Annotated in this window: 16 protein-coding genes and 3 tRNA genes; 15 read left to right on the top strand and 4 right to left on the bottom strand. The window is 58.1% G+C overall.

Annotation, left to right across the window (positions count from 1 at the left end):
• The first annotated feature begins 122 nt into the window (after positions 1-122).
• The 14 genes from HM1_RS01455 (at position 123) to HM1_RS01395 (ending at position 13,871) form a co-directional block, all read left to right on the top strand.
• Entirely contained in the window at positions 123-764 is a 642-nt protein-coding gene (locus HM1_RS01455; RefSeq protein WP_012281471.1) for an XTP/dITP diphosphatase, read from the top strand.
• A gap of 194 nt (positions 765-958) precedes the next feature.
• Positions 959-1,156 carry a hypothetical protein gene (locus tag HM1_RS15445; RefSeq protein WP_148207045.1) on the top strand — a complete coding sequence of 66 codons (198 nt, stop codon included), beginning with the start codon at positions 959-961 and terminating at the stop codon, positions 1,154-1,156.
• A gap of 176 nt (positions 1,157-1,332) precedes the next feature.
• Positions 1,333-1,409: transfer RNA gene (locus tag HM1_RS01450), tRNA-Pro, on the top strand.
• 60 nt (positions 1,410-1,469) lie between these two features.
• Positions 1,470-1,546 (top strand) — tRNA-Arg (locus HM1_RS01445).
• Positions 1,547-1,611: 65 nt separating this feature from the next.
• A tRNA-Leu gene (locus tag HM1_RS01440) sits at positions 1,612-1,694 on the top strand.
• A gap of 268 nt (positions 1,695-1,962) precedes the next feature.
• Positions 1,963-3,258, top strand: a complete 1,296-nt coding sequence (tig, locus tag HM1_RS01435; protein ID WP_041313061.1) for a trigger factor — start codon at positions 1,963-1,965, stop codon at positions 3,256-3,258.
• A gap of 70 nt (positions 3,259-3,328) precedes the next feature.
• Positions 3,329-3,928 carry an ATP-dependent Clp endopeptidase proteolytic subunit ClpP gene (gene clpP, locus HM1_RS01430; RefSeq protein WP_012281469.1) on the top strand — a complete coding sequence of 200 codons (600 nt, stop codon included), beginning with the start codon at positions 3,329-3,331 and terminating at the stop codon, positions 3,926-3,928.
• Between the two features lie 17 nt (positions 3,929-3,945).
• The gene (clpX, locus tag HM1_RS01425) at positions 3,946-5,208 is read left to right on the top strand and encodes an ATP-dependent Clp protease ATP-binding subunit ClpX (RefSeq protein WP_012281468.1); all 1,263 of its coding nucleotides are present in this window, start codon (positions 3,946-3,948) and stop codon (positions 5,206-5,208) included.
• A gap of 228 nt (positions 5,209-5,436) precedes the next feature.
• The gene (gene lonB / locus HM1_RS01420) at positions 5,437-7,146 is read left to right on the top strand and encodes an ATP-dependent protease LonB (protein WP_083764975.1); all 1,710 of its coding nucleotides are present in this window, start codon (positions 5,437-5,439) and stop codon (positions 7,144-7,146) included.
• A gap of 128 nt (positions 7,147-7,274) precedes the next feature.
• Complete coding sequence (gene lon / locus HM1_RS01415; protein ID WP_012281466.1) at positions 7,275-9,716, top strand: endopeptidase La; 2,442 nt, start codon at positions 7,275-7,277, stop codon at positions 9,714-9,716.
• 214 nt (positions 9,717-9,930) lie between these two features.
• Entirely contained in the window at positions 9,931-10,548 is a 618-nt protein-coding gene (gene yihA / locus HM1_RS01410) for a ribosome biogenesis GTP-binding protein YihA/YsxC (protein ID WP_012281465.1), read from the top strand.
• A gap of 170 nt (positions 10,549-10,718) precedes the next feature.
• On the top strand, positions 10,719-12,401 hold the full coding sequence (locus HM1_RS01405) for a spore germination protein (RefSeq protein ID WP_012281464.1): 1,683 nt from the start codon (positions 10,719-10,721) through the stop codon (positions 12,399-12,401).
• Positions 12,388-13,632, top strand: coding sequence for a Ger(x)C family spore germination protein (locus HM1_RS01400; protein ID WP_041313058.1), 1,245 nt, complete (start codon positions 12,388-12,390; stop codon positions 13,630-13,632). Before HM1_RS01405 ends, HM1_RS01400 begins: the two co-directional genes overlap by 14 nt.
• Entirely contained in the window at positions 13,629-13,871 is a 243-nt protein-coding gene (locus HM1_RS01395) for a hypothetical protein (RefSeq protein WP_012281462.1), read from the top strand. The genes HM1_RS01400 and HM1_RS01395 overlap by 4 nt, the downstream gene beginning before the upstream one ends.
• On the opposite strand, the gene HM1_RS01390 is transcribed toward HM1_RS01395, so the two are convergent.
• The 4 genes from HM1_RS01390 to HM1_RS01375 all read right to left on the bottom strand — a co-directional run bounded on the left by HM1_RS01390 (position 13,838) and on the right by HM1_RS01375 (position 19,252).
• Complete coding sequence (locus tag HM1_RS01390; protein ID WP_187147794.1) at positions 13,838-14,917, bottom strand: GerAB/ArcD/ProY family transporter; 1,080 nt, start codon at positions 14,915-14,917, stop codon at positions 13,838-13,840. The genes HM1_RS01395 and HM1_RS01390 overlap by 34 nt on opposite strands.
• An 81-nt stretch (positions 14,918-14,998) precedes the next feature.
• Positions 14,999-16,321 (bottom strand): phenylacetate--CoA ligase family protein, encoded by a 1,323-nt coding sequence (locus HM1_RS01385; protein ID WP_012281460.1) that lies wholly within the window; start codon positions 16,319-16,321, stop codon positions 14,999-15,001.
• A 199-nt stretch (positions 16,322-16,520) separates the two neighbouring features.
• Positions 16,521-17,135, bottom strand: coding sequence for an indolepyruvate oxidoreductase subunit beta (locus tag HM1_RS01380; RefSeq protein ID WP_012281459.1), 615 nt, complete (start codon positions 17,133-17,135; stop codon positions 16,521-16,523).
• Complete coding sequence (locus HM1_RS01375) at positions 17,132-19,252, bottom strand: thiamine pyrophosphate-dependent enzyme (protein WP_012281458.1); 2,121 nt, start codon at positions 19,250-19,252, stop codon at positions 17,132-17,134. The genes HM1_RS01380 and HM1_RS01375 overlap by 4 nt, the downstream gene beginning before the upstream one ends.
• 208 nt (positions 19,253-19,460) lie before the next feature.
• On the opposite strand from HM1_RS01375, the gene HM1_RS01370 reads away from it, so the two are divergent.
• A complete protein-coding gene (locus HM1_RS01370) occupies positions 19,461-22,613 on the top strand; it encodes an efflux RND transporter permease subunit (protein WP_012281457.1) in 3,153 nt (1,050 codons plus the stop codon).
• The last annotated feature ends 201 nt before the right edge of the window (positions 22,614-22,814 follow it).

The following is a 22,814-nucleotide window of genomic DNA, read 5'->3' as shown; positions in this document are numbered from 1 at the left end:
CTTTTGGGATATCTGTTCACGATGCCTTGACAAGCGGCAGATGGAAGAAGTACGATCATTTTGATCAATTATTTTTACAAATTAATACCATTTCGCTATCGGGCCTGCGAGGGGGAAGCGGTATGTATAACATCATCTTGGCGACCCAAAACATGGGGAAGGTCCGTGAATTTGAGGCCATGACGCGGGCGCAGACACCGGCGCTGCCGATCCGGTGGCTGTCGCTGCGCGACTTCCCCCAGATCACCGAACTCAAGGAGACAGGTGATACCTTCCGCGATAACGCCTTGATGAAGGCCGAACAGGTTGCCCGTGCCTGTGGCGTTCCTGCCATGGCGGACGACTCGGGTCTGGTGGTGGACGCGCTGAACGGTGCGCCCGGCGTCTACTCGGCCCGCTTTGCCGGAGAACCCAAGGACGACCGGCGCAACAATGAAAAACTGCTGAAGCTTCTGCAAGAGGTTCCCTTCGAACAACGGAAGGCTCGCTTCGTCTGCGTCCTGGCATTGGCCATGCCTGACGGGCAGAAGTTTTTTGCCGAAGGCGTCTGTGACGGTGTCATCGCTACGGAGGGACGCGGCGACGGCGGGTTCGGTTATGATCCTCTCTTTTACCTGCCGGCCTATGAAAAGACCTTTGCCGAACTGCCTGCGGAGCTCAAGAACAAGATCAGTCACCGGGCATCAGCGATGGAAAAGATGTTCTTTCTGTTGCGCGTATTGCTCTTTCCCGAACCGGAGCCGATTAGGCGGCCGAATCTATAAATCCAAGGCGATACTCCAGAGTTGTATGAATAAGAATTTTGCGGTGCAGACGGTTTCTCGTTGGAACTGTCTGTTTTTACTTTTATGAAAAAGCAAGAGATTCATTGCAGGACGATCGAGGAGCCGTAAAAATTGTAAATAAATGTAATAGCTGTGCGTAAGATACAATAACACAACAGAAAGGAGGAGCAGCGATGTCCCAGGCAAAGCCATATCGACTGCACAAAGGCGGCTCATTTTCTGTAGCAAAAGCACATTGCGACGGCTATGGCAGGAGATGCGCTGGGGGCAAAAAGCTTGGTTCCTGCGCGAATCGGAAAACCATCATCGAAAAACACGTAAAAAACCTGACTCGATTGGTGAATGATTTTGCAAGAACACGCTGGTGCTAACAGCGATGATGCCCAAGGCGATCGCCGGGGCGGTTCCTTGAACCGCCCCGGCGTAGAAAACCTACAATACGTTATAAATATTGGCAGGCGACGTAGGACTTGTCGTCTTGTCATCGAAATCTTCGTATGTTATAATACCACTCGATGTCCGCAGAACAAGGTCGATCGATTCGTAACGGGGCGTAGCGCAGTTTGGTAGCGCACCTGCTTTGGGAGCAGGGGGCCGCAGGTTCAAATCCTGTCGCCCCGACCATCTTTTCCACTCCTTGTCCGGCGGTACTATCGCTTTAGCGGACACGCTGTCTTCCGTGAAGCGCCTGTAGCTCAGTTGGATAGAGCACCTGCCTTCTAAGCAGGGCGTCGGGGGTTCGAATCCCTCCAGGCGCGCCATTTTCATTTTCTCTTGACAACCATCGGAGCAGGAATTAAAGTTATAAGATGCAGGAGCTGAAAATGCGGGAGTGGCGGAATTGGTAGACGCACTGGATTTAGGTTCCAGCGGGCAACCATGGGGGTTCGAGTCCCTTCTCCCGCACCACCGTCGTTTGCAAACCGGCAGCATGACCGCTTACCTCGGTGATCCGTCGCCGAGGTTTTATTTTTGATCAAGCAAAGGGGGAGAATGAAACCCTAATATCTGGGAAAAATATGAAAGCTGGCGTTCTATTCTGTTCAAGAGAGCAGGAAATGCGAGATTGCCGTAGAATAACATCCTTATGCTTTTTAAATTTTCGGATAGACTAGTAGAGGTCGATCCGGCAGATGACAGTCAAATTTACGATACGATCGATGAGAGGGGTACATACGTGAAGGCTTCAGTAGAACGGCTCGAAAACAACCAGGTATCGTTGCAAATCGAGATCGACGAGGCAACATTCGAACAGGGGCTGGAAAAGGCCTATAAAAAAGTCGTCCGTCAGGTTGCCGTCCCCGGCTTCCGCAAAGGCAAGACTCCCCGCAAGATCCTGGAGGCCCGTTACGGCAAAGAGATTCTTTTCGAAGATGCCGTCGAGTTCATCGTGCCCGACGCATACAAGCAGGCCATCGCGGAACACAATGTGGAGCCTGTAGAACAGCCGAAAATCGACGTCATCCAGATTGAGGCTGGCAAGCCCTTGATCTTCAAGGCCCTTGTCACAGTCAAGCCGGAGGTCGTTCTCGGCGAATACAAAGGTATCGAGGTGGAGGTCCAGCCGGTCGAAGTGCGTGAAGAGGATGTTCAACGTCAACTGGAGACCATGCAAAAGCGCCATGCCCGCTTGATCACCCTGACGGAAGGGGAAGCCCAGATGGGGGATACGGCGGTCATCGACTTTGAAGGCTTCAAAGATGGCCTGTCTTTCCCGGGCGGCAAGGGCACCGATCACCCCCTGGAGTTGGGCAGCAACACCTTCATCCCCGGTTTCGAAGAAGGACTTGTCGGTGTTTCGGTAGGTGAAACGGTCGATCTCCACCTGACCTTCCCCGAGCAGTACCATGTGGAAGAACTGGCCGGTCAGCCCGTCCTGTTCAAGGTCACCGTCAAAGAGCTCAAACGCAAGGAGTACGCCCCCATCGATGACGAGTTTGCCAAGGATGTCAGTGACTTCGAGACTCTCGACGAATTGAAAGAAGATATCCGCAAAAACCTGATGAGCGCGGCTGAAAAAGCCCGCGAGCAGGCCAAACGGAATGCCGTCGTCGAAAAGGTCGTCGGGGCTTCCCAGGTGGATATCCCCATGGTCATGATCGACAGCCGTGTCGATCAGATGCTGGAAGAGTACGGGCATCGTCTGCGCTACCAGGGTATCTCCATGGAACAGTTTCTCGCCATGACCAAGCAAACGCAGAAGGATCTGAAGGCGCAGTTTATTCCGGAAGCGGAAAAAGTGGTCAAAGAGGAACTTGTTTTGGAAGCAGTGGCCAAGGCCGAAGGAATGTCCGTATCCGATGAAGAATTGAACAAAGAGATTGAGGAGATGGCTGCCAACTACCGGAAACCGGCTGACCAGATCCGGAAGATTCTCGAATCGCGCGGTCAGATCGACGCCCTGACAGAGGGCATCCTTCTGAAAAAGGCTGCCAAGTTCCTGGTCGACAGCGCCAAAGAAATCGCTGGTTGATCCGGGAAAGAGCGAACTGCACAGCTTTCCCGGACATAGATTGAACTGTATACCTGAGGAGGTTTCTCGGATGAGTTATCTGGTTCCCATGGTCGTCGAGCAAACCAATCGCGGTGAACGGGCCTATGACATTTATTCCAGGCTGTTGAAGGATCGGATCATTATCCTGGGCAGTGCCATTGACGATAATGTTGCCAATCTCATCATCGCCCAGTTGCTCTTTCTAGAGGCCGAGGATCCGGACAAAGACATCCACCTCTACATCAACAGTCCGGGAGGCGCGATCACATCCGGCTTTGCCATTTACGACACGATGCAACTGATCCGCTGCGACGTATCCACGATCTGCGTCGGGATGGCCGCCTCCATGGGCGCCTTCCTGTTGGCCGCCGGCGCAAAAGGAAAACGCTACGCTTCACCGAACGCGGAGATCATGATCCACCAGCCCCTTGGCGGCGTCAAAGGCCAGGCCACAGAGATCGAGATCCATGCCCGCCACATCCTCAAGACCAGAGATCGACTCAACAAGATCCTGGCGGACCGCACCGGTCAGCCTCTGGAACGGATCGAACGGGATACCGATCGTGACTACTTTATGTCGGCAGAGGAAGCAAAAGCCTACGGCATCATTGACGGGGTGATGGAATTTAAGTCGCCGGCCAAGGCATGAAGCAGAGAGGTGAGGATATGTACAAAGGTTTCGGTGACGATAAAAGTCAACTGAAGTGTTCCTTCTGCGGTAAGCTGCAAGATCAGGTCAAAAAGCTGGTCGCCGGTCCCGGAGTCTACATTTGCGACGAATGCATCGAACTGTGCAATGAAATCATCGAAGAGGAACTTCAGGACGAAAATACCTTCGATCTGGGCGATGTGCCGAAACCGAAGGAGATCCGCGAGATCCTGGACCAGTATGTCATCGGTCAGGAACAGGCCAAGAAGGCCCTTTCCGTCGCTGTCTACAACCACTATAAGCGGATCAACCTGGGTTCCAAGATTGACGACATAGAACTGCAGAAATCGAACATCATCATGCTGGGACCTACCGGCAGCGGCAAGACGCTGCTGGCTCAGACGCTGGCCCGCATCTTGAACGTGCCCTTCGCCATCGCCGACGCCACCTCCCTGACAGAGGCCGGCTATGTGGGCGAGGATGTGGAAAACATCCTGCTCAAGCTGATCCAGGCCGCTGACTATGATGTGGAGAAGGCGGAAAAAGGCATCGTCTACATCGACGAGATCGACAAGATTGCCCGCAAGTCCGAGAACCCCTCGATCACACGGGACGTCTCCGGTGAAGGCGTACAGCAGGCGTTGCTGAAGATCCTGGAAGGCACAGTGGCCTCCGTTCCGCCGCAGGGCGGTCGCAAACACCCCCATCAGGAATTCATCCAACTGGATACGACGAACATCCTCTTCATCTGTGGCGGCGCCTTCGACGGCATCGAAAAACTGATCATGAATCGCATCGGCAAAAAGACGATGGGCTTCAACGCAGACATCAAAGGCAAGCAGGAGAAGAAGATCGGAGAAACGCTCCGGGAGATCCTGCCTGTCGATCTGCTCAAGTTCGGCCTGATTCCCGAGTTTGTCGGCCGTCTTCCCGTCATCGTCACCTTAGACGCCCTCGACGAAGACGCCTTGGTGCGTATCCTGACAGAGCCGAAGAATGCCCTCGTCAAACAGTACCAAAAGTTCTTTGAACTGGATCAGGTCCAGTTGGAGTTCACCGATGACGCCTTGAGAGCCATCGCCCAGGAGGCGATCAAGCGCAACACAGGCGCACGCGGCCTGCGGGCCATCTTGGAGGAAGTCATGCTCGACGTGATGTATGACATCCCGTCCCGCAATGACGTTACCAAGTGCGCCGTGACCAAGGAAGTCATCCTGAAGCAGAAGGAACCGGTGCTGGTCACGAGTGACAGAAAAAAAAAGAAGGAAGAGTCGGCTTAGGGGCGCAGGGTGAGCCGGCTGACAAGACGCCGATAGGGCGATCACCTGAATCGTCGCTCCCGGGCAAGCGCCCGACGACCCGAACCAAACCCGGTACGCGCCGATGACACAGACCCCGGAGGATCTCGATCCTCCGGGGTTTGTGGTTTTCCATGCCTCCGTCTCATAAAAAGCTTTCGCCGTCGGATACTATGGGGGATTGGCAAAAACAGAAATGGAGTGACGGCAGTGAACATTTGGTCGGGATTGGGCGGATTGCTGGGCCTCCTCCAGATCTTTTTCATCATCATCATCGGCATGTACTTCTGGCACCTGCTCAAGAATCAGCAGAGTTCCAAACTGGCGGTGGAGCGCGAATCGCGCAAGGAGGTAGAGAAGCTCCAGATGATGCGCCGGATCGCCCTCACAGAGCCGCTGGCGGAAAAGACACGGCCTACGACCTTCGAAGAGATCATCGGCCAAGACGACGGCATCCGGGCGCTCAAAGCGGCGCTCTGCGGTCCCAACCCACAGCACGTGATCATCTACGGTCCCCCAGGGGTAGGCAAGACGGCGGCAGCGCGGTTGGTTTTGGAGGAGGCCAAGAAAAATCCTCTGTCCCCTTTCTCCGTCCAGGCCAAGTTTATCGAGATCGATGGCGCCACGGCCCGTTTCGATGAGCGAGGCATCGCCGACCCGCTGATCGGCTCAGTCCACGACCCCATCTACCAGGGTGCCGGCGCCCTAGGCATGGCCGGCATTCCCCAGCCGAAACCGGGAGCGGTGACGAAGGCCCATGGCGGGGTGCTCTTCATCGACGAGGTGGGGGAACTCCACCCCATCCAGATCAACAAGCTCCTCAAGGTCCTCGAAGACCGTAAGGTGCTCCTGGAAAGCGCCTACTACTCCAGCGAGGACCAAAACATCCCCAGCCATATCCACGATATCTTCCAAAAAGGCCTTCCTGCCGACTTCCGGCTCATCGGCGCAACGACCCGGCTTCCTCAGGAGATCCCTTCCGCCATCCGCAGTCGCTGCCTTGAGGTCTTTTTTCGCCCCTTGACCCAGGAGGAGATCGGGGCTGTGGCCTGCCGGGCGGCCAAGAAGATGGACATGGCCATTCCCGAAAAGGCCGTCGAGGTGATCCGTCGCTATGCGACCAACGGGCGCGAGGCCGTCAACATCGTCCAGATTTCAGCCGGACTGGCGCTCGCCCGCGGCGTCAATGTCCTGTCTGTGGAGGATGTGGAATGGGTTGTCCATTCCGGCCAGTACACGCCCCGACCAGAGAAGAAGATCCCCCCCGAACCCCAGGTCGGCGTTGTTAACGGTTTGGCGGTGATGGGTCCGTCGCTGGGCGCCCTGATGGAGATCGAAGTGACCGCCTTGCCGGTCTCCCCCGGTGCAGGAACACTGACGCTGACGGGCATTGTCGACGAAGAGGAGATGGGCGGGCTGGGCGGACGGACGATGAAGCGCCGTAGCCTCGTCAAAACCTCGGTGGACAACGTGCTGACGGTCCTGCGCGCCCAAAAGGGGATCGAACCGAGAGACTGGGATATTCATGTCAACTTCCCCGGCGGAACCCCTATCGACGGCCCCTCGGCAGGCATCGCCATCGCGACGGCGATTTACTCGGCCGTCAAGGGCGTCGCCATCGACAACCGACTGGCCATGACAGGGGAGTTATCGGTCCGAGGTCGGGTGAAGCCGGTGGGTGGCATCGTCACCAAGGTGGAAGCGGCGCGACTGGCCGGGGCAACCCGCGTGCTGATCCCGGCAGAGAACTGGCTGGAACGTTTTTCTTCGATTCCAGGAATTTCCGTGATCCCATTGCATACGATGGAACAAGTCTTTGCGGAAGCGCTTTTGACAGATTCATCGGTGGTGGAGACGTCTGTTGCGCCTGCCGCAGACCTGTTATCGGCGGCTGCCGTCGGTGCGGCGCCGCCTCCCTGAGCAGCTTGGATGGGATCACCTGGTTGCAAGCGGTTCATGGAGGAAAAACGCTGGGCTTTGTTCCCCGATTATAGTAAAATGAGGATAATCTTCTGGCCCCTTCAGAAGAGTAGGAGGTGTTTGCCCAGATGGCCGAAGAAGAAAAGATACGGCAGACGATACAGGAATTGCCCCTGTTGCCTTTGCGGGGGATCATCGTCTTTCCTTACATGGTCATGCACCTAGATGTCGGCCGGGAGCGTTCCGTCAACGCGATTGAAGAAGCGATGGCCCAGGATCGGATCATCTTCCTGGCCACCCAGAAGGAAGCCCAGACCGATCAACCCGGCGCTGAGGACATCTATCAGATCGGCGTCATCGCCGAGATCAAGCAGTTGCTCAAGCTCCCCGGCGGGACGATCCGTGTGCTCGTGGAAGGCCTGGCCCGTGCGGAGATCCTCGAATACATTGACATGGAACCGTTGATCCGCGTACGTGTCCGAGAGCATATCGAGCCTGACGTCAAGTCGAACGCCGTGGAAGCCCTGATGCGTTCCCTCATCAACCAGTTTGAGCAATATGTGAAGATCTCTAAAAAGATTCCGCCAGAGACTTTTGTCTCTGTTGTGGCTGTCGAGGATCCGGGACGGTTGACCGACACCATCTCATCCCATCTGACTTTGAAGACGCAAGACAAACAACGCATCCTGGAAGCCCTCGACGTGACCGAACGTCTGGAGATCTTGACGGAGATCCTGGCCAGAGAGATGGAGATCCTGGAACTGGAGCGCAAGATCAACGTCCGCGTCCGCAAGCAGATGGAGAAGACTCAGAAGGAATACTACCTGCGGGAGCAGATCAAGGCCATTCAAAAGGAGCTGGGCGAGAAGGAAGACCGTCAGGCCGAAGGGGAAGATCTGCGCAACAAGATCGCCAAGGCCAAACTGCCCAAAGAGGTCGAGGAAAAAGCCCTTCGAGAGGTGGAGCGCCTTGAAAAGATGCCGCCCATGGTGGCCGAGGCGACGGTCGTCCGCAACTACCTGGACTGGCTGCTCGCCCTGCCCTGGGCCAAACAGACGAAAGACCGCCTCGATATCGACAAGGCCGAGGCCATCCTCAACGAGGATCATTTCGGCCTCGACAAGGTGAAGGAGCGGATCATCGAGTACCTGGCCATCCGCAAGCTGGCCCAAAAGATGAAGGGTCCCATCATCTGCTTCGTCGGACCGCCGGGCGTCGGCAAAACCTCGCTGGCCCGTTCCATCGCCCGCGCGCTCGAACGCAAATTCGTCCGCCTTTCCCTAGGCGGTGTGCGCGATGAGGCCGAGATCCGCGGCCACCGGCGCACCTATGTGGGCGCCATGCCGGGGAGGCTGATCCAGGGTTTGCGCACGGCAGGGTCGAAAAACCCCGTCTTCCTGCTCGATGAGATCGACAAGATGAGCATGGACTTCCGCGGCGACCCGGCATCGGCGCTCCTGGAGGTGCTCGATCCGGAACAGAACAGCACTTTTTCGGACCACTTCATCGAGGTGCCCTTTGATCTGTCCAAGGTCTTGTTCATCACCACGGCCAACGGCATGCACAACATCCCTCGGCCGCTTCTTGACCGCATGGAGGTCATCTACATCCCCGGCTACACGGAGGAGGAAAAGACGCGCATCGCCCTCGATCACCTCGTGCCAAAGCAGTTGAAGGAGCATGGCCTGAAGAAAGAACAGGTCCAGATCTCGGAAAACACGGTGCGCCGCCTGATCCGCGAGTACACCCGCGAGGCGGGCGTGCGCAATCTGGAACGGGAGATCGCCAGCCTCTGCCGCAAAAGCGCCCGGGCCATCGTCAAAAATCCCGAGCGACGCCTCTCTATCTCGGCCGGCAACCTGCCTTCCTACCTCGGCATCCCCCGTTTCCGCTACGGCCTGGCTGAAGCGGAATCGCAGGTGGGCGTCGCCACGGGGTTGGCTTGGACGGAAACAGGCGGTGACACCCTGGCCATCGAGGTGGCCCACATGCCGGGCAAAGGCAACCTCGCCTTAACGGGCAAACTGGGCGATGTGATGAAAGAATCGGCCCAGGCCAGTCTCACCTATGTCCGCTCCCGCGCTAGGGAATTGGGCATTGCCGACAACTTCCACCAGAACACGGACATTCACATCCATGTGCCGGAGGGGGCCATCCCGAAAGACGGCCCTTCCGCCGGAATCACCATCGCCACGGCCCTCACGTCTGCCCTCAGCCGGCGGCCGGTCCGCCGAGAGGTAGCGATGACCGGCGAGATCACCCTCCGCGGCCGCGTGCTCCCCGTCGGCGGCATCAAGGAGAAGATGCTCGCCGCTAACCGGGCCGGCTGCACCACCGTCATATTGCCGGCGGAGAACAAAAAAGATCTGGAAGAGGTCCCGGCCAACGTCAAGAAGAAACTGCGCTTCGTCTTGGTCGAGCACATGGATCAGGTCATTCGGGAGGCTTTGCTCGAACCGGTGCCGGTGCAAGCGCCCGAGCCGCCGGAGACGATCCCCGCCGCCATCGAAACGTCCGTGCCGGTCTACCAAGGGATGCTCGAAGAGACGCCGCCGGGATTGCAGACCTGATAGGGATGCTCGATTGGTCTTCTGGGCCGTGACGAGAGGTACCCACCTTCGGGTACCTTTCTTCCCCTTGTCTCGTCAACAAACCAAGGTGGGACAATGGGCATGAAAGACCAGTGCGAAATAGAAGAATGTGGCGTCGAACTGAGGTTAAGCGATGAGTGATAAGACTTCTTTTGAGGGCAACGTGGCGAACGCCGGTCATAGGGAATCGCCGTTGAAAATCAAAGAGGCTGAGTTTGTGATCAGCGCCGTCAAAGGGGAGCAGTACCCTGAAGACAATCTCCCCGAAGTGGCCCTTGTCGGCCGTTCCAATGTAGGCAAATCATCCCTGATCAACAAGCTCTGCAACCGCCGCCACCTGGCCCGGACATCGTCGACACCGGGTAAGACACAGACACTCAACTTTTACCGGATCAACCAGGCTGCTTATATCGTCGATCTGCCCGGCTATGGCTATGCCAGCGTCTCCAAAACACAGCGGGCCAGCTGGGGGCCTATGATGGAGCACTATCTGAAAAAACGGCTTCAACTCCGCGGTGTCATCCAACTGGTCGACATCCGCCATCCGCCGACAAAGGACGATATCGCCATGCGCGAATGGTTGAACCACTTCAAGATCGGCGCCGCCGTCATCGCCACCAAGGCGGACAAGATCAACCGGGGCCGCTATGCCAAGCATGTGAAGCAGATCCGTCAGGATCTGGCTATTCCCAAGGAGATCCCCATCATCGTCTTCTCGGCAGAAACAGGTCATGGAAAAGAGGATGTCCTCGACCTGCTCGATTATTTCTGGAACGGGATACAGCCTGAGGAGGAAAGGGAGATCCTATAAACCGGCAAACCGCCGGAATTGTGTCGCTAAAGCCCTTTTAAAGCTGAGGTCAAACTTATCAAGCTGCGAATAACCGCATCCCTTACGGAGGCGGTTATTTTTTGTGCGAATGGTGCTTGTGTAAGTATGCAAAGGAGAAGGGATAATAGATCTGTCGAAGGAGCGACGGAGTGGAATCATGGGTAAGGTGGAGCAAGGTGCAGCAAAAAAAGCGGCAGCCCTTAAGGAGCGAAAGGGTCCTTACAGACATCGAAAAAAATATCCAAAAGCTCCGCGCTGATTTCGAACGAAGCGACGACCTGCGGATCCGTCGCCTCCATGTAGACATGGATGGACAATCCATACCGGTCGCCCTGGCCTTTCTCGTGTCGGTCACAGATATGCATCGACTGGATCGGATCATCCTGTCCCTGCAAAGGGATCGCCTTTCAGCTGACATCATGCCGACAGCCCCTTTGGATCGCCGGAAACGCTTTGCAGAGGAGCTGTTGGCAGGCGGCTCCGTATTCGCCATCACCCACTGGAATAAGGCGATGAAGGAGTTGCTCTTTGGCGCGGCGCTGTTGTTCGTCGAGGGAGCCGCAGTCACATACGCTTTGCGCATCCCCAAAAAGTCAGGCCGTTCCCCGGAAGAGCCACAAGCGGAACAAGTGGTGCGCGGCCCGCACTACGGATTTGTGGAAGACCTGTACGAGAACATCGCCCTGGTCCGCAGGCGCATAAACAGCCGCTCGCTCAAGGTGGAGGTTGCGGAAGTGGGGCGGCTTTCCCTGACGAAAATCGCCCTCCTCTACATCGAAGGGGTTATTGACCAGCGGGTGCTGGCTGAAGTAAAAGAGCGGCTGGCCCACATTGATATTGACGAAGTGGCTTCCAGCAACACGATCGAAGAATGGATCGAGGATCATCCCATCTCGATATTGCCGCAGATAGCCCATACCGAACGGCCTGATGTAGCCGCTTCAGCGTTGGCGAACGGACGGTTTGCCATTCTCGTCGACGGCTCTCCGTCGATCTTGATCGCGCCAACCACCTTTATCGAGTTTTTTCATTCCCCAGAAGACCAGTATGAACGATACTACTTTAGCAGCTTTACCCGGATTCTTCGCTACATCGGCGCCTTTTTTTCGCTCACCCTTCCCTCCATCTATGTGGCCTTGACAACCTTTCACCCTGAAATGCTTCCCAGTCTCCTGTTGTTTTCCATTGCCTCCTCGCGAGCCGGGATCCCTTTTCCGGCCTTGATGGAGGCGCTCATCATGGAGAGCATCTTCGAATTGCTGCGGGAGGCGGGGCTTCGCTTGCCTCGGTCAGTGGGACAAGCCGTCAGCATCGTCGGCGCCTTAGTCATCGGTGAGGGGGCTGTTCGAGCCGGGCTCGTCTCGCAGGCCATGGTCATTGTCGTGGCCATCACCGGCATCACCTCCTTTGCCATCCCTGCCTTCAATCAAGCCCAGGCTTTTCGCATGATTCGCTTTCTGCTGCTTTTGCTGGGCGGCACCTTTGGCGTCCTCGGGCTGCTCTGCGGATTATCGATCCTGCTCTTGCACCTCTGTGCAATTCGCTCCTTTGGGGTCCCCTATTTAAGCCCCCTCTCCCCGCTAGAACCGCTCGCGTTGCGTTCAAAGTTGTTGCGCTTTCCCTTTTGGACAATGACAAAGCGGGAAGACTATTTGGCGCCTTCCCATAACATAAGAAGAATCGGCAAAAGCGCCGGGAGAAGGAGGATGGCCTGGATGGCTCCAGAAATCGACAGCCTTCCCGCCGACAAAAGGCGACCATTTAGGCCTTTACGTCAGATGGTGCGCTCTCCGAAAGGCAGCGTGGAGGGGAGGCGCGATGGTGATCAGTAAACCATGCAGGGGGCTGGGCATGGGCCCTGTCTTGTTGCTCGCAGTCCTCTTGGCGCCCCTCTTCGCAGGCTGCGGGGGGAAACAGGAGTTGGACCGGGTGGCCTTCATCATCGCCGTTGGCATTGATAAGGTAGAGGAAGGGCGGTTCCGCTTGACGGCGCAATTCTTCAAGGCCCCGGCTCGGATTGGTGTGGAAAGCGAGAAGATGAATCCCTACTGGCTCGTCAGCGCCGAAGGGGAGAGCATGATGGACGCCTCGCTGAAGCTGCGACGACGTGTGGACGGTCCGATCAGCTGGCATCAAGCAAGGACCTATATCATCGGTGAGGAGACGGCCAAAGAGGGCATGAAGGAAATCGTTGACTTTTTGGTCCGCAATATAGAGGTACGCAAGGGGGCCAATATGGCGATTGTGGAAGGCAGTGCCCGCGATTACATGGTCTTGTCACCGGAATTTGAGATGAACATTGCCCAGGAGACATGGCGCATGATCGAAAACTACCGCGAATGGGGTGGGACGATGCGCTTGCGAATGAGCGAGTTTATTCAAGCCTCCTATGAACCGCAGAGGGGCGTTCTATTCCCGTACTTGCGCAAGGATAAGCCTACACCTGTCGAGTCCACAGGAACACAGAAGGAAAGGCTGGCCTCTTATGCCGTCCCCGCCGTGAGTGGCGGCGCCATGGTTCGCGATTTTCGCATGCGCGGTCAGTTGAATGAAGAGGAGACGCGAGGCTTCCTGTTGGTTCGCGCCAAAGAGAAGGCCGTAGCGCCTGTTCTAGTAGATTGCATGGATGAAGAAGTCGGTAGACAGGCGACTGTCATCCTTTCGTCGATCCGGCGGAGGATAGACGTGGTCGACCAGGGCGGGATCCCTGCCTTTCAAATCGAGATTACCGCCAGCGGCAAATTGATGGAGTATCATTGCGAGACGCCGCTGGTCAAAGACCGAGTGAAACAGTTAGAGGCGATGACGTCGGAGAAAGCGCGCCGCTATGTGCTCGCCGCTTGGAAGCAAGCGCAGCAGTCCGAAACAGATTTATTCGAGCTTAGCCGAGAGCTGAAGGCGTTCTACCCTGAGATCTGGAGCAAAGAAAAAGAGCAATGGTCCCAACGGTTGCGAGAGATCGCGCTGGATGTCAATGTGAGCGTCCGCCTTTCCAACGTAGGGACCATCGATAAGGGCGTCATCTCGGAGAATCAAAAAGCGAAACAGGGGGATGAAGAGTGATCATCCTCCTCCTTGGTATTGCCGGCCTGCTGCTTCTTGTGCAGGGAACGTCCCTCGAAAAGGCGCCTTGGAAGATGAAAGCGGCTTATCTATTTATGTTGGTGACGGGTGTCTACTACACCCTGATCGGCAGCCAGATGGGAGAGCCGCTGCTTCACCCGACGCGCTGGATCGGTCAATGGTACATGCCCATGGGTGAAAGGCTTTACGATTGGCTTGGCTTCACTTTCTTCCGGTAGCGAAGGATAAGCGCCCCGAGGGGAAACCCAAGGGCCCAGGGAAGCAGGTAAAGGGCGTAGGCCTTATTGGCAAAGTCAAAAACGTCGAGGAGGTGTTCGTAGACAAACAAGGAGAGGCCTACCGTCAACAGCGCCGCCGGTGGGATCAAAAGCGAGCGCTCCTTTGCGCCAAGCCAATCGGTCAGATGTTCAATGAAGCTATAGAAACAGATCATGCCTTTGATCAGCGATGAGAAAAAAAAGACGGGAATGAAGGCCACATCCAGGCGATCGAGAAAAATCCCCAGTTCTTCGTGGAGCACGACACTAAAGAGCGGAAAAAGGAGCGTATCGACTTCCGCTTGCCCAAAGACGGCGATAGCGATCATGTCGCGGAGCGCAAAGAGCAGCGTCGAAAGGATAACAGCGGAGAGGAGTGGTCGCAAGAGGCTCCTGTCTTTGGGGGCATGGGCGAGGAAAGGGAAGAGGAGGATCATCTCGGCGAAGGGAAAAGAGAAGCCGGCCAATCCCTGGCGGAGGAAGTCCCCTGTCGACGCTTCCAAGAGGGGGAACAGGTGATGCGCATCGAAGAGGGGGATGGCCAACCCGTAAATGGCCAACAAGCCGGCGATGATCAGCGGCAAGAGGATCAGGGCAAAGCGAGCGATGACCTCCGGACCTAAGGCAGCGCTATAGGCGATAACGATGATCAGCGGCAAGGAGAGGGTGATGGCTGATGCGGTAGGGTAAATCTGGTACATGAGCAGGCTGGTCAGGTTGTTCAACACCAGCGCGGCCAAATGCAAAGGAAACCAGAGCCAAAAGACCGCGAGAATGGAGCCGATTCGTTGGCCAAAGGCCTTTCTGGAGAGGCCGATCAGGTTTTCACCGGGATAGAGGTCTTTGACGGCAGAGAGCAAGAGGGCGTAGCCGCAGGCGGGGAGTCCGAGCAACAGCGAGCCGATCCAGGCGTCTTGCTTGGTGATGCGGGACGAGGGCGTCAAGATGATCCACGATCCCAGCAAAAAGATGGTGGCGAGCGCAAAAACTTGTGTGGAAGAAATCAACTCTTTTCGCATACCTCTAGTATGCACCGCGAAAAGCAAAAGGCCTCCGGTCAGACCGGGAGGCCTTTGGAAAAATGCCCTTTATGCTTTGGGTGGATTTTCCAGATAATCGTAGCGGTGATCGAAGACCCGCCGTGTCTTCTTTTCGCTGCGCGGCAGCCCGCCATGGGGGAGGACTTCCACATCGGCGACGATGCCGATGACCGACTTGATGTTTTTGCGGCAGGCCCGGGCGACATCTTCCGGCTCGTGTCCGTTGGACAACTCGACGCGGATGCGGATATGGTCCTTGTTGTCCACCCGCTCCAGGACGATCTGGTATTCGCTGGACACGCCGGGGGTGTGCTTGAGGACATGGTCGATCTGGCCGGGGTAGATATTGACCCCTTTGATCTTGATCATGTCGTCGGTCCGCCCCAGCACGCGCCGGATCATCGGGAAAGGGCTGCCGCAGGAACAGGCGTAGGTCTCGATGGTGGTGATGTCCCGGGTGCGGTAGCGGATGAGGGGCATGCCTTCCTTGGCGATGGTGGTGATCACCAGTTCGCCTTCCTGGCCCGGCGGGAGGACATGGCCTGTCTCCGGATCGATGACCTCGAAGATGAGGTAATCGGACCAGAAGTGAAGGCCCTCGTGGCAAGGGCAGTCGATGGCGATGCCCGGTCCGTAGATCTCCGTCAGACCGTAAATGTCAAAAGTCTCGATCCCGAAGATCTCCTCGATGCGCCTGCGCATCTTGTCGCCCCACCGTTCGGAGCCGAAGATGCCGATTCGCAGTTGGATCGCCTCGAGGATTCCGCGGCGTTCCGCTTCTTCGGCCAGCAGCAAACCGTAGGAGGAGGTGCCGATGAGCACCGACGCCTTCAGGTCGGTCATCATCTCCAACTGCTTATCTGTGTTGCCGGGGCCGGTGGGAATCGTCATGGCGCCCAGTTTCTCCACACCGGCTTGAAAACCGATGCCGGCCGTCCATAGGCCGTAACCGGGCGTCACCTGCACGCGGTCGCGGCGGCTGACGCCGACCGTTTTCAGGCAGCGGGCCATCATGACGGCCCAGTCGTCGACATCCTTCCGGGTATAGGGCACGATGACCGGTTTGCCTGTCGTTCCCGATGAGGAATGGATGCGGACAACCTCTTCTTCATTGACAGCCATCAGGCCCAGCGGGTAGGCTTGCCGCAGGTCTTGCTTGGTGGTGAAGGGCAGGCGAGCCAGGTCGTCCATGGAGCGGATATGGTCAGGCGCGATCCCCGCCGCTTGAAAACGCTCCCGATAAAAGGGGCTCATCTGGTAGGCGCGACGGATGGTCTGCACCAGCAGGGGAAACTGGCTTTGGGCGATAGCGTCAAAATCGATAGGACGGCGCATCTCCGTCCGTTCACAGGCGACGGCAGATGGGGTCATGTTTCTCTTCTCCTCTCATGCTCTACTGATTGGCTCAGGTGGGTCTCCATTGCTCAGGTGCTCGGTTGCGTAATTGTTCAATTGCCCAATTACGCTCAGGTGCCTCTCAGGCGTCTCGGCTCGGCTCCATGACCTTTCTATGAATGTTCAGGCGGTGCAATGATCCCGTCCGTCAGAAAGGAACCTTACATCTCATCCTTTAGGATACCAAAGGCGATGTTCCGGCACAAGACCCCAGGCTTCGGCCGGTCAGGAAGGCCTGGCGGTTGATCTCGCGGAGGCGGGCAGGCAAGAGAGCCTCCGCCGCCTGCCAGAGCATGTCTGCGGTGACGGGAAGGCCGGGCAGCGTCGACAGGGCGCCGAGCATGACCATGTTGGTCGTCTTGGCGTTGCCTGTCTCCAATGCGGCTGCGGTGGCGTCGATCAAGTGGACGCGCTGTCCCTGTTGTTGTAAAAACTCGATAATGGCCCCTTCGTCGTAGCGGGTCAAACCCAGAGAGGCCGCCGGCGGGATGATTGGGCGGCGGTTGATGATGGCTCGACCGTGCGGGGCGACTTTTGTCCAGCCCTTTAGACCCTCCGCCAGTTCTAGGCTGATGAGGACATCGGCGGCGCCGTCGGGGATCAGGGCGCTCCACAGGCGTTCTCCGACGCGGACATGGCTGATGACAGAGCCTTCCCGTTGGGCCATGCCGATCGTTTCCGATGTGCGAACCTTGTATCCGGCGGCCAGCGCCGCTTCGGCAAAGAGGCGCGACGCCAGGACGCCGCCTTGGCCGCCGACGCCGGTGATGATCAGGTTAAAGGTCTTCATGACGCCACCTCCGGCGAAATGGCTTTCCAGGGACAGATCTGGGCGCAGGCGCCGCAGCCGAAACACTTTTCGCGTGCGATGGCGACGGCCGGTTTACCGCCTTGACCCGTGTCGGTTGTGGGAGCGCCAGCCCCTTCGACAGATAGATTTTTTTCCGAAAGCGCAGCGGACGCTTTGTCGGCAGGCTTCACTTCGTAAAGGGCGGGGCAGCCGAACTTGTGCAGGCAAATGCCGCAGCGGCGGCAGGCTTCCGCGTCGATCCGGTAGGGAGTGGAACGGCGCGCGAGGTTGACACAATCGCGGCGGGCGATGATGACGGAGACGCCGGGATAGTCGAGGGCCTCCCGGGCGGCGGCGATGGTGGCCGCAATGTCATAAGGGTCGACGGTGCGCACCCACTCGACGCCGCAGCCGCGGGCGACAGCGGCGATATCGATGGTCGGCGCGATCTCGCCCGTTCCCTTGCGGCCCAGGCCGGGGTGCGGTTGGTGACCCGTCATGGCCGTCGTCCGGTTGTCCAGGACGACCAGGGTCATGCGAGCCTGCTGGTAGACGGCGTTGATCAAGGGCGGGATACCGGAGTGGAAGAAGGTAGAGTCGCCCAAAAAGGCGATGTGAGGTCGATCCGGCTCGATGTGGGAAAAGCCGGCGGCCATGGCCACCGAGGCGCCCATGCAGATGATGGTGTCGGCAGCACCCAGCGGCGGCATGGCGCCCAGGGTGTAACAGCCGATATCGCCGGTGAAGAGGGCGTCGCGGCTACGGGCGGCTTGGATGAAGGCGTAGAAGCTGTTGCGGTGAGGGCAACCGGCACAGAGGATCGGGGTGCGCAGCGGCGGCGCCGGCAGGGAATGGGCAGACACCGGGGCCGGTGCGACGGCCGAACCGGTAGAAATTGCGGGAGCGGACCCCGGCTGCCCCACTGGGGTAAGCGGCGCCGGCGAGGCAGAAGCTGCCGGCGTCCGGTCGCAATGGATCGAACCGGTGACAAAGCGGCGCAGCAGCGGCAACAGCAGATCGGTGCTGAATTCGCCTTCCCGGGGAAGGTGGCCCGAGTTTTTTCCGATGATCGACAGGCATAGGCCGGTTCGATAGGCCTCGACCGTCAACTGCTCTTCAATCACCGGTTCTTGCTCCTCTACGATCAGCACAGATTTTTTATTGCCGAGGAAGTCGAGGATAGGCGCGGACGGCAAGGGAACGGGAGCGCCCACCTTATAGACGGGGATGGAGACGCCGAGAATGGCCAGCCCTTCTTGAACATAGCTATAGGCCACACCGCCGGCCACGATGGCGAGGTCCTCGACGGCTTTCCCCGAATGACCGGCATATCCGGCGTTTTTGACATTTCCAGTGTCTTCGGAGCAGTTTCCGGTGCAACCGGCCGTTCCGTCTTCGCCACAGAGCGGAGCGATGCCGTTCAGGCGATGCTGCAGGAACCAGCGGCGCATCTCATCCTGGATGGCGTTGAGGCGGCGATGGCGTTTGGCCGACAGGGAGGGTAGGATCACCCAGCCTGGATCGCGCTCAAAGCGGACCGGGGGGAGAGGGAGGGCGGGTAGGGGCGGTGGGGAAAAAGACATGTCCTGGCAGACATGGGCCGTTCGGGTGGTGGGTCGGACAATGACGGGGACCTGCAGGTCCTCGGACAATCGAAAGGCCGCTTTGACCATCTCGCGGGCTTCTTCCGGTGTGGCCGGATCGAGGACAGGGAGTTTGGCGAAGCGGGCGAAAAGGCGCGTATCCTGTTCCGTCTGGGAGCTGTGTGGTCCCGGATCGTCGGCGACGATCAGGACGAGGCCGCCCTTCACACCCAGATAGGCCAGGGTCATCAAGGGATCGGAGGCGACGTTGAGGCCGACCTGTTTCATGCAAGCCATAGCGCGGGCGCCCGCCCAGGAGGCGGCAATGGCCGTCTCAAGGGCCACTTTCTCATTGACGGACCACTCGGCATATATCCCATAATCAGCAGCATGTTCCAGGATCTTTTCTGTCACTTCCGTCGACGGTGTGCCGGGATAGGCGGCGACCACACGGACGCCGGCCTCGATGGCGCCCCAGGCAATCGCCTCGTTTCCCATCAACAGCCGGCGCGGCGGTTCGGCAAGTCTGTTCATCGGCCTGTTCCTTTCTTTTCTGCGTTTTGTCCTTTATTCGACTTGCCGCGTCAAAACCCTTGTTTGCCCTCTGAGCTGGAAAAATCTTTGAACTTTGGCGAGCTTTTTCGTCTTTTTATCGGTGATCGGGGGGAATCGCCGTGATACAATGGAGCCATCGCGACCGAACCGGACAACCCTATTCGGCATTTCGCAGGAGGTATACCCGTTGCGTATCACAGAACTGGCGCTCAAGCGACCGGCCATGATGACGATGGTCGCTCTCTTTTTCGTTGTCATCGGCCTCTACAGCTACCGTAGCATCGGCGTCGAGCTGTACCCCGCCCTGAATACGCCTTTTGTCACTGTGTCGGCGGCCTATCCCGGCGCCGGCGCCGAGGAGATCGAGACCCAGGTAGTCAAACCCCTCGAAGAAGGGCTCTCCTCCCTGGCGGGCTTAAAAAAGCTCACTTCCGTCTCCGTGGAAGGGCGGGCTACCATTCTCATCGAGTTTGAACTGACGGCGGACGCCAACCAGGCCGCCATCGATGTGCAGAAAAAGGTCGATTCGATCAAGGGGCGCCTCCCCGAGGATGTCAAAGACCCGGTGGTCATCAAACGGGACATGAACGCCCTGCCGGTGGCCGCCATCGCCTTCAGCTCCTCGCGACCGCTTTATGAGGCCAACGAGATGGCCAAGGACCTGATCAAGGAGCGGTTGCAGAAGATCCCCGGTGTCGCCGAGGTGACCATCTCCGGCGGCCAGGAGCGGGAGATCCAGATCAACATCGACCGGACCAAGTTGGAGCGGTACGGTCTTTCCATCAACCAGGTCATCCGCCGCTTGGACTCGGAAAACCTGAATGAGCCCTCCGGCCGCCTGGACCGCCCGGAAGCAGAGTACATGGTCCGCGTGCTCGGCCAGTTTCGTTCTGTCGAGGAGATCCGCAACCTGGAGATTCCCATGGCGAACGGCAAGTCCATCGCCCTGCGGGAGATCGCCGATGTGTCTGACACCTACAAGGAGCTCCGCGAGTACACCCGCTTAAACGGCCAACCGGCCCTCGCGCTGATGGTCTTCAAACAGTCTGACGCCAGCCTCGTCGATGTGGGCGATCGCGTCAAGAAAGAGATCGATTCCCTGAAAAAAGAGCTTCCCGGCGACACCCAGTTGATCATCGCCCGCGACTTTTCCCAGTACATACGCCTCTCTGTCAACGGCACCCGTGCCAATATCCTAGAAGGCATCCTCACAACCAGCGTGGCCTTGCTCTTCTTCTTGCGCGACTGGCGTTCCATGGTCTCCGTCCTCATCGCCATCCCTGTGTCGCTCATCTCCACACTGGCGGGGATGTACTTCGCCGGCTTCACCTTCAACGTCATGTCCCTCATGGGCATGGCCATGTGCATCGGTATCCTCGTCGACGACTCCATCGTCGTCTTGGAAAACATCCACCGTCACCTGGCCATGGGCAAAAGCCCGAAGCAGGCAGCCCTCGACGGCCGCTCCGAGATCGGTATGGCGGCCATCGCGATCACCCTTTCTGACGTGGTCGTCTTTGCGCCCATCGCCTTTATGAGTGGCATGGTCGGCCAGTTCTTCCGCCAGTTTGGCCTGACCGTCGTCTTCGCCACATTGATGTCCCTCTTCGTCTCCTTCACGCTGACGCCGCTGCTCGCCTCGCGGTTGATGAAGCCCCGCGGCGGCGGGGCAAAACTCCATCCGTTGGCCGGTGTCTCCTGGTATCAGGCGGCCTGTATCTTTGCACCGGTGGACCGTTATGCCGCCCGCTTCCGTGACCGTTACTTGCGCATCCTCGAATGGTCCTTCCGTCACCGCAAACAAGTCATCGCCGCCGGCGTCCTCTTTTTCTTCGCCTCGGCGGCGCTCGTCCCCCTCAAACTGATCGGCTTCGAATTTGCACCGCGCACCGACCAGGGCGACATCACGGTGAATGTAGAACTGCCCATCGGCACGCCGATCCAGAAGACGGACCAGGCGTTAAAAACCATTGAATCCTATTTGCAGACCATCCCCGAGATCCGCTACTTCCAGACCTCTCTTGGCTCGACAGGCGGCATCGGCATGGGATCGGCCGGTTCGAACATCGGTCGCATCGGCGTCTCCCTTGTCAACAAGAGAGAGCGGAAACGGTCTGTCTGGGACGTGTCCGAACAGATCCGCCAGTGGGCCGTCAATTTTCCGGATGGGCGGATCACCGTGACCGAGAGCGATTCCATGGCCTCCGGCTCCGGCTATCCCGTGCAGATCGAGGTCTCCGGATCGGATCCGAAAACGCTGCTCACCGCCGTCGATGACATCAAAGCGATCGTCGCCGCCACAGCAGGTTCTCGCGACACTGACTCGAACTGGCGGGTCGGCCAGCCGGAGATCCAGATCTCCATCGATCGATTGAAGGCGGCCTATATGGGCGTTTCGGTGAAGGACATCTCCGAAACGCTGCGGGCGTCCCTGAATGGCAACGTTTCCACCAAGTATCGCGTCGGCGATAAGGAATACGACGTCACCGTCCGAATCAACCGGCTGAACAAGTCAGACTTGGACGCCTTGCGTACCCTGACCTTGACCAACAATGCCGGCCTCCCCGTCCAACTGCAGCAGGTGGCCCGGATCGGTATCGGCGTCGGACCGACGGAGATCCGCCGGGCTGATCGGCAGCGGACGATCACCATCTCCGCCGGGTTGCAGGGTCGCGTCCTCGACGACTTTCTCAAAGAGGTCGACAGCAAGATCAAGGCCAAGGGGCTGCCCCAGGGCGTGTCCTACAGATTTACGGGTTCGGCCCAGAGCATGCAGGACTCCTTCCGCGAACTGGTCGCTGCCTTGGCCCTGTCCATCGTCCTCGTCTACATGGTCCTGGTCATGCTCTACGAGTCTTACATGACGCCTTTCATCCGCATGCTGTCGCTGCCCTTGGGCATCGCCGGCGCTTTGATCGCCCTGGCGGTGACGAAAAACTCGCTCAACATCTTCTCGCTCATCGGCATCATCATGATGGACGGTCTCGTCGCCAAAAACGGCACCTTGCTCATCGACTACACCCACACCCTGCGCGAACGGGGGCGTTCCCTGAAAGAGGCGCTGATCGAGGCCGGTCAGACGCGGCTCCGTCCGATCATCATGACGACGGTGACCATGGTCTTCGGCATGCTGCCGTCGGCTCTGGCGCTCACCGAGGGGAGCGAAACGCGCTCCAGCATGGCCGTGGTGCTCATCGGCGGTCTGCTTTCATCGACCCTGTTCACCCTCATCATCATCCCTGTCGTCTACACCCTGATGGAGGATTGGAAAGAGGGGTTGCGGCGGCGGTGGGGGAAGGTGAAGGAGCGGTTGTATAGCCAGGGCGGGGCTTCTGCGTAGCAATTAAAATTACGTTGCGGTAAAGCGGGGTGTATTGGCTCCGCTCGCTAAGGGCTCCGCGTCTGTTCGGCTTGGTTGCTGCGCTGGCGCGCCAAAACTCTGGGGTTTTTCTGCATGTCGATGGCGCGCTGCTCCGCTTCGCAAGCGGCGTTCACGACGCCGCTCCGCCCAAAGCGCTCGCTACGCCAATACATCCGGCCT

It is taken from the genome of Heliomicrobium modesticaldum Ice1 (assembly GCF_000019165.1).
In the GTDB taxonomy this organism is placed as follows: domain Bacteria; phylum Bacillota; class Desulfitobacteriia; order Heliobacteriales; family Heliobacteriaceae; genus Heliomicrobium; species Heliomicrobium modesticaldum.
The sequence above is the reverse complement of the archived record's forward strand: the minus strand, read 5'-3'. Positions and strand labels throughout refer to the sequence as shown.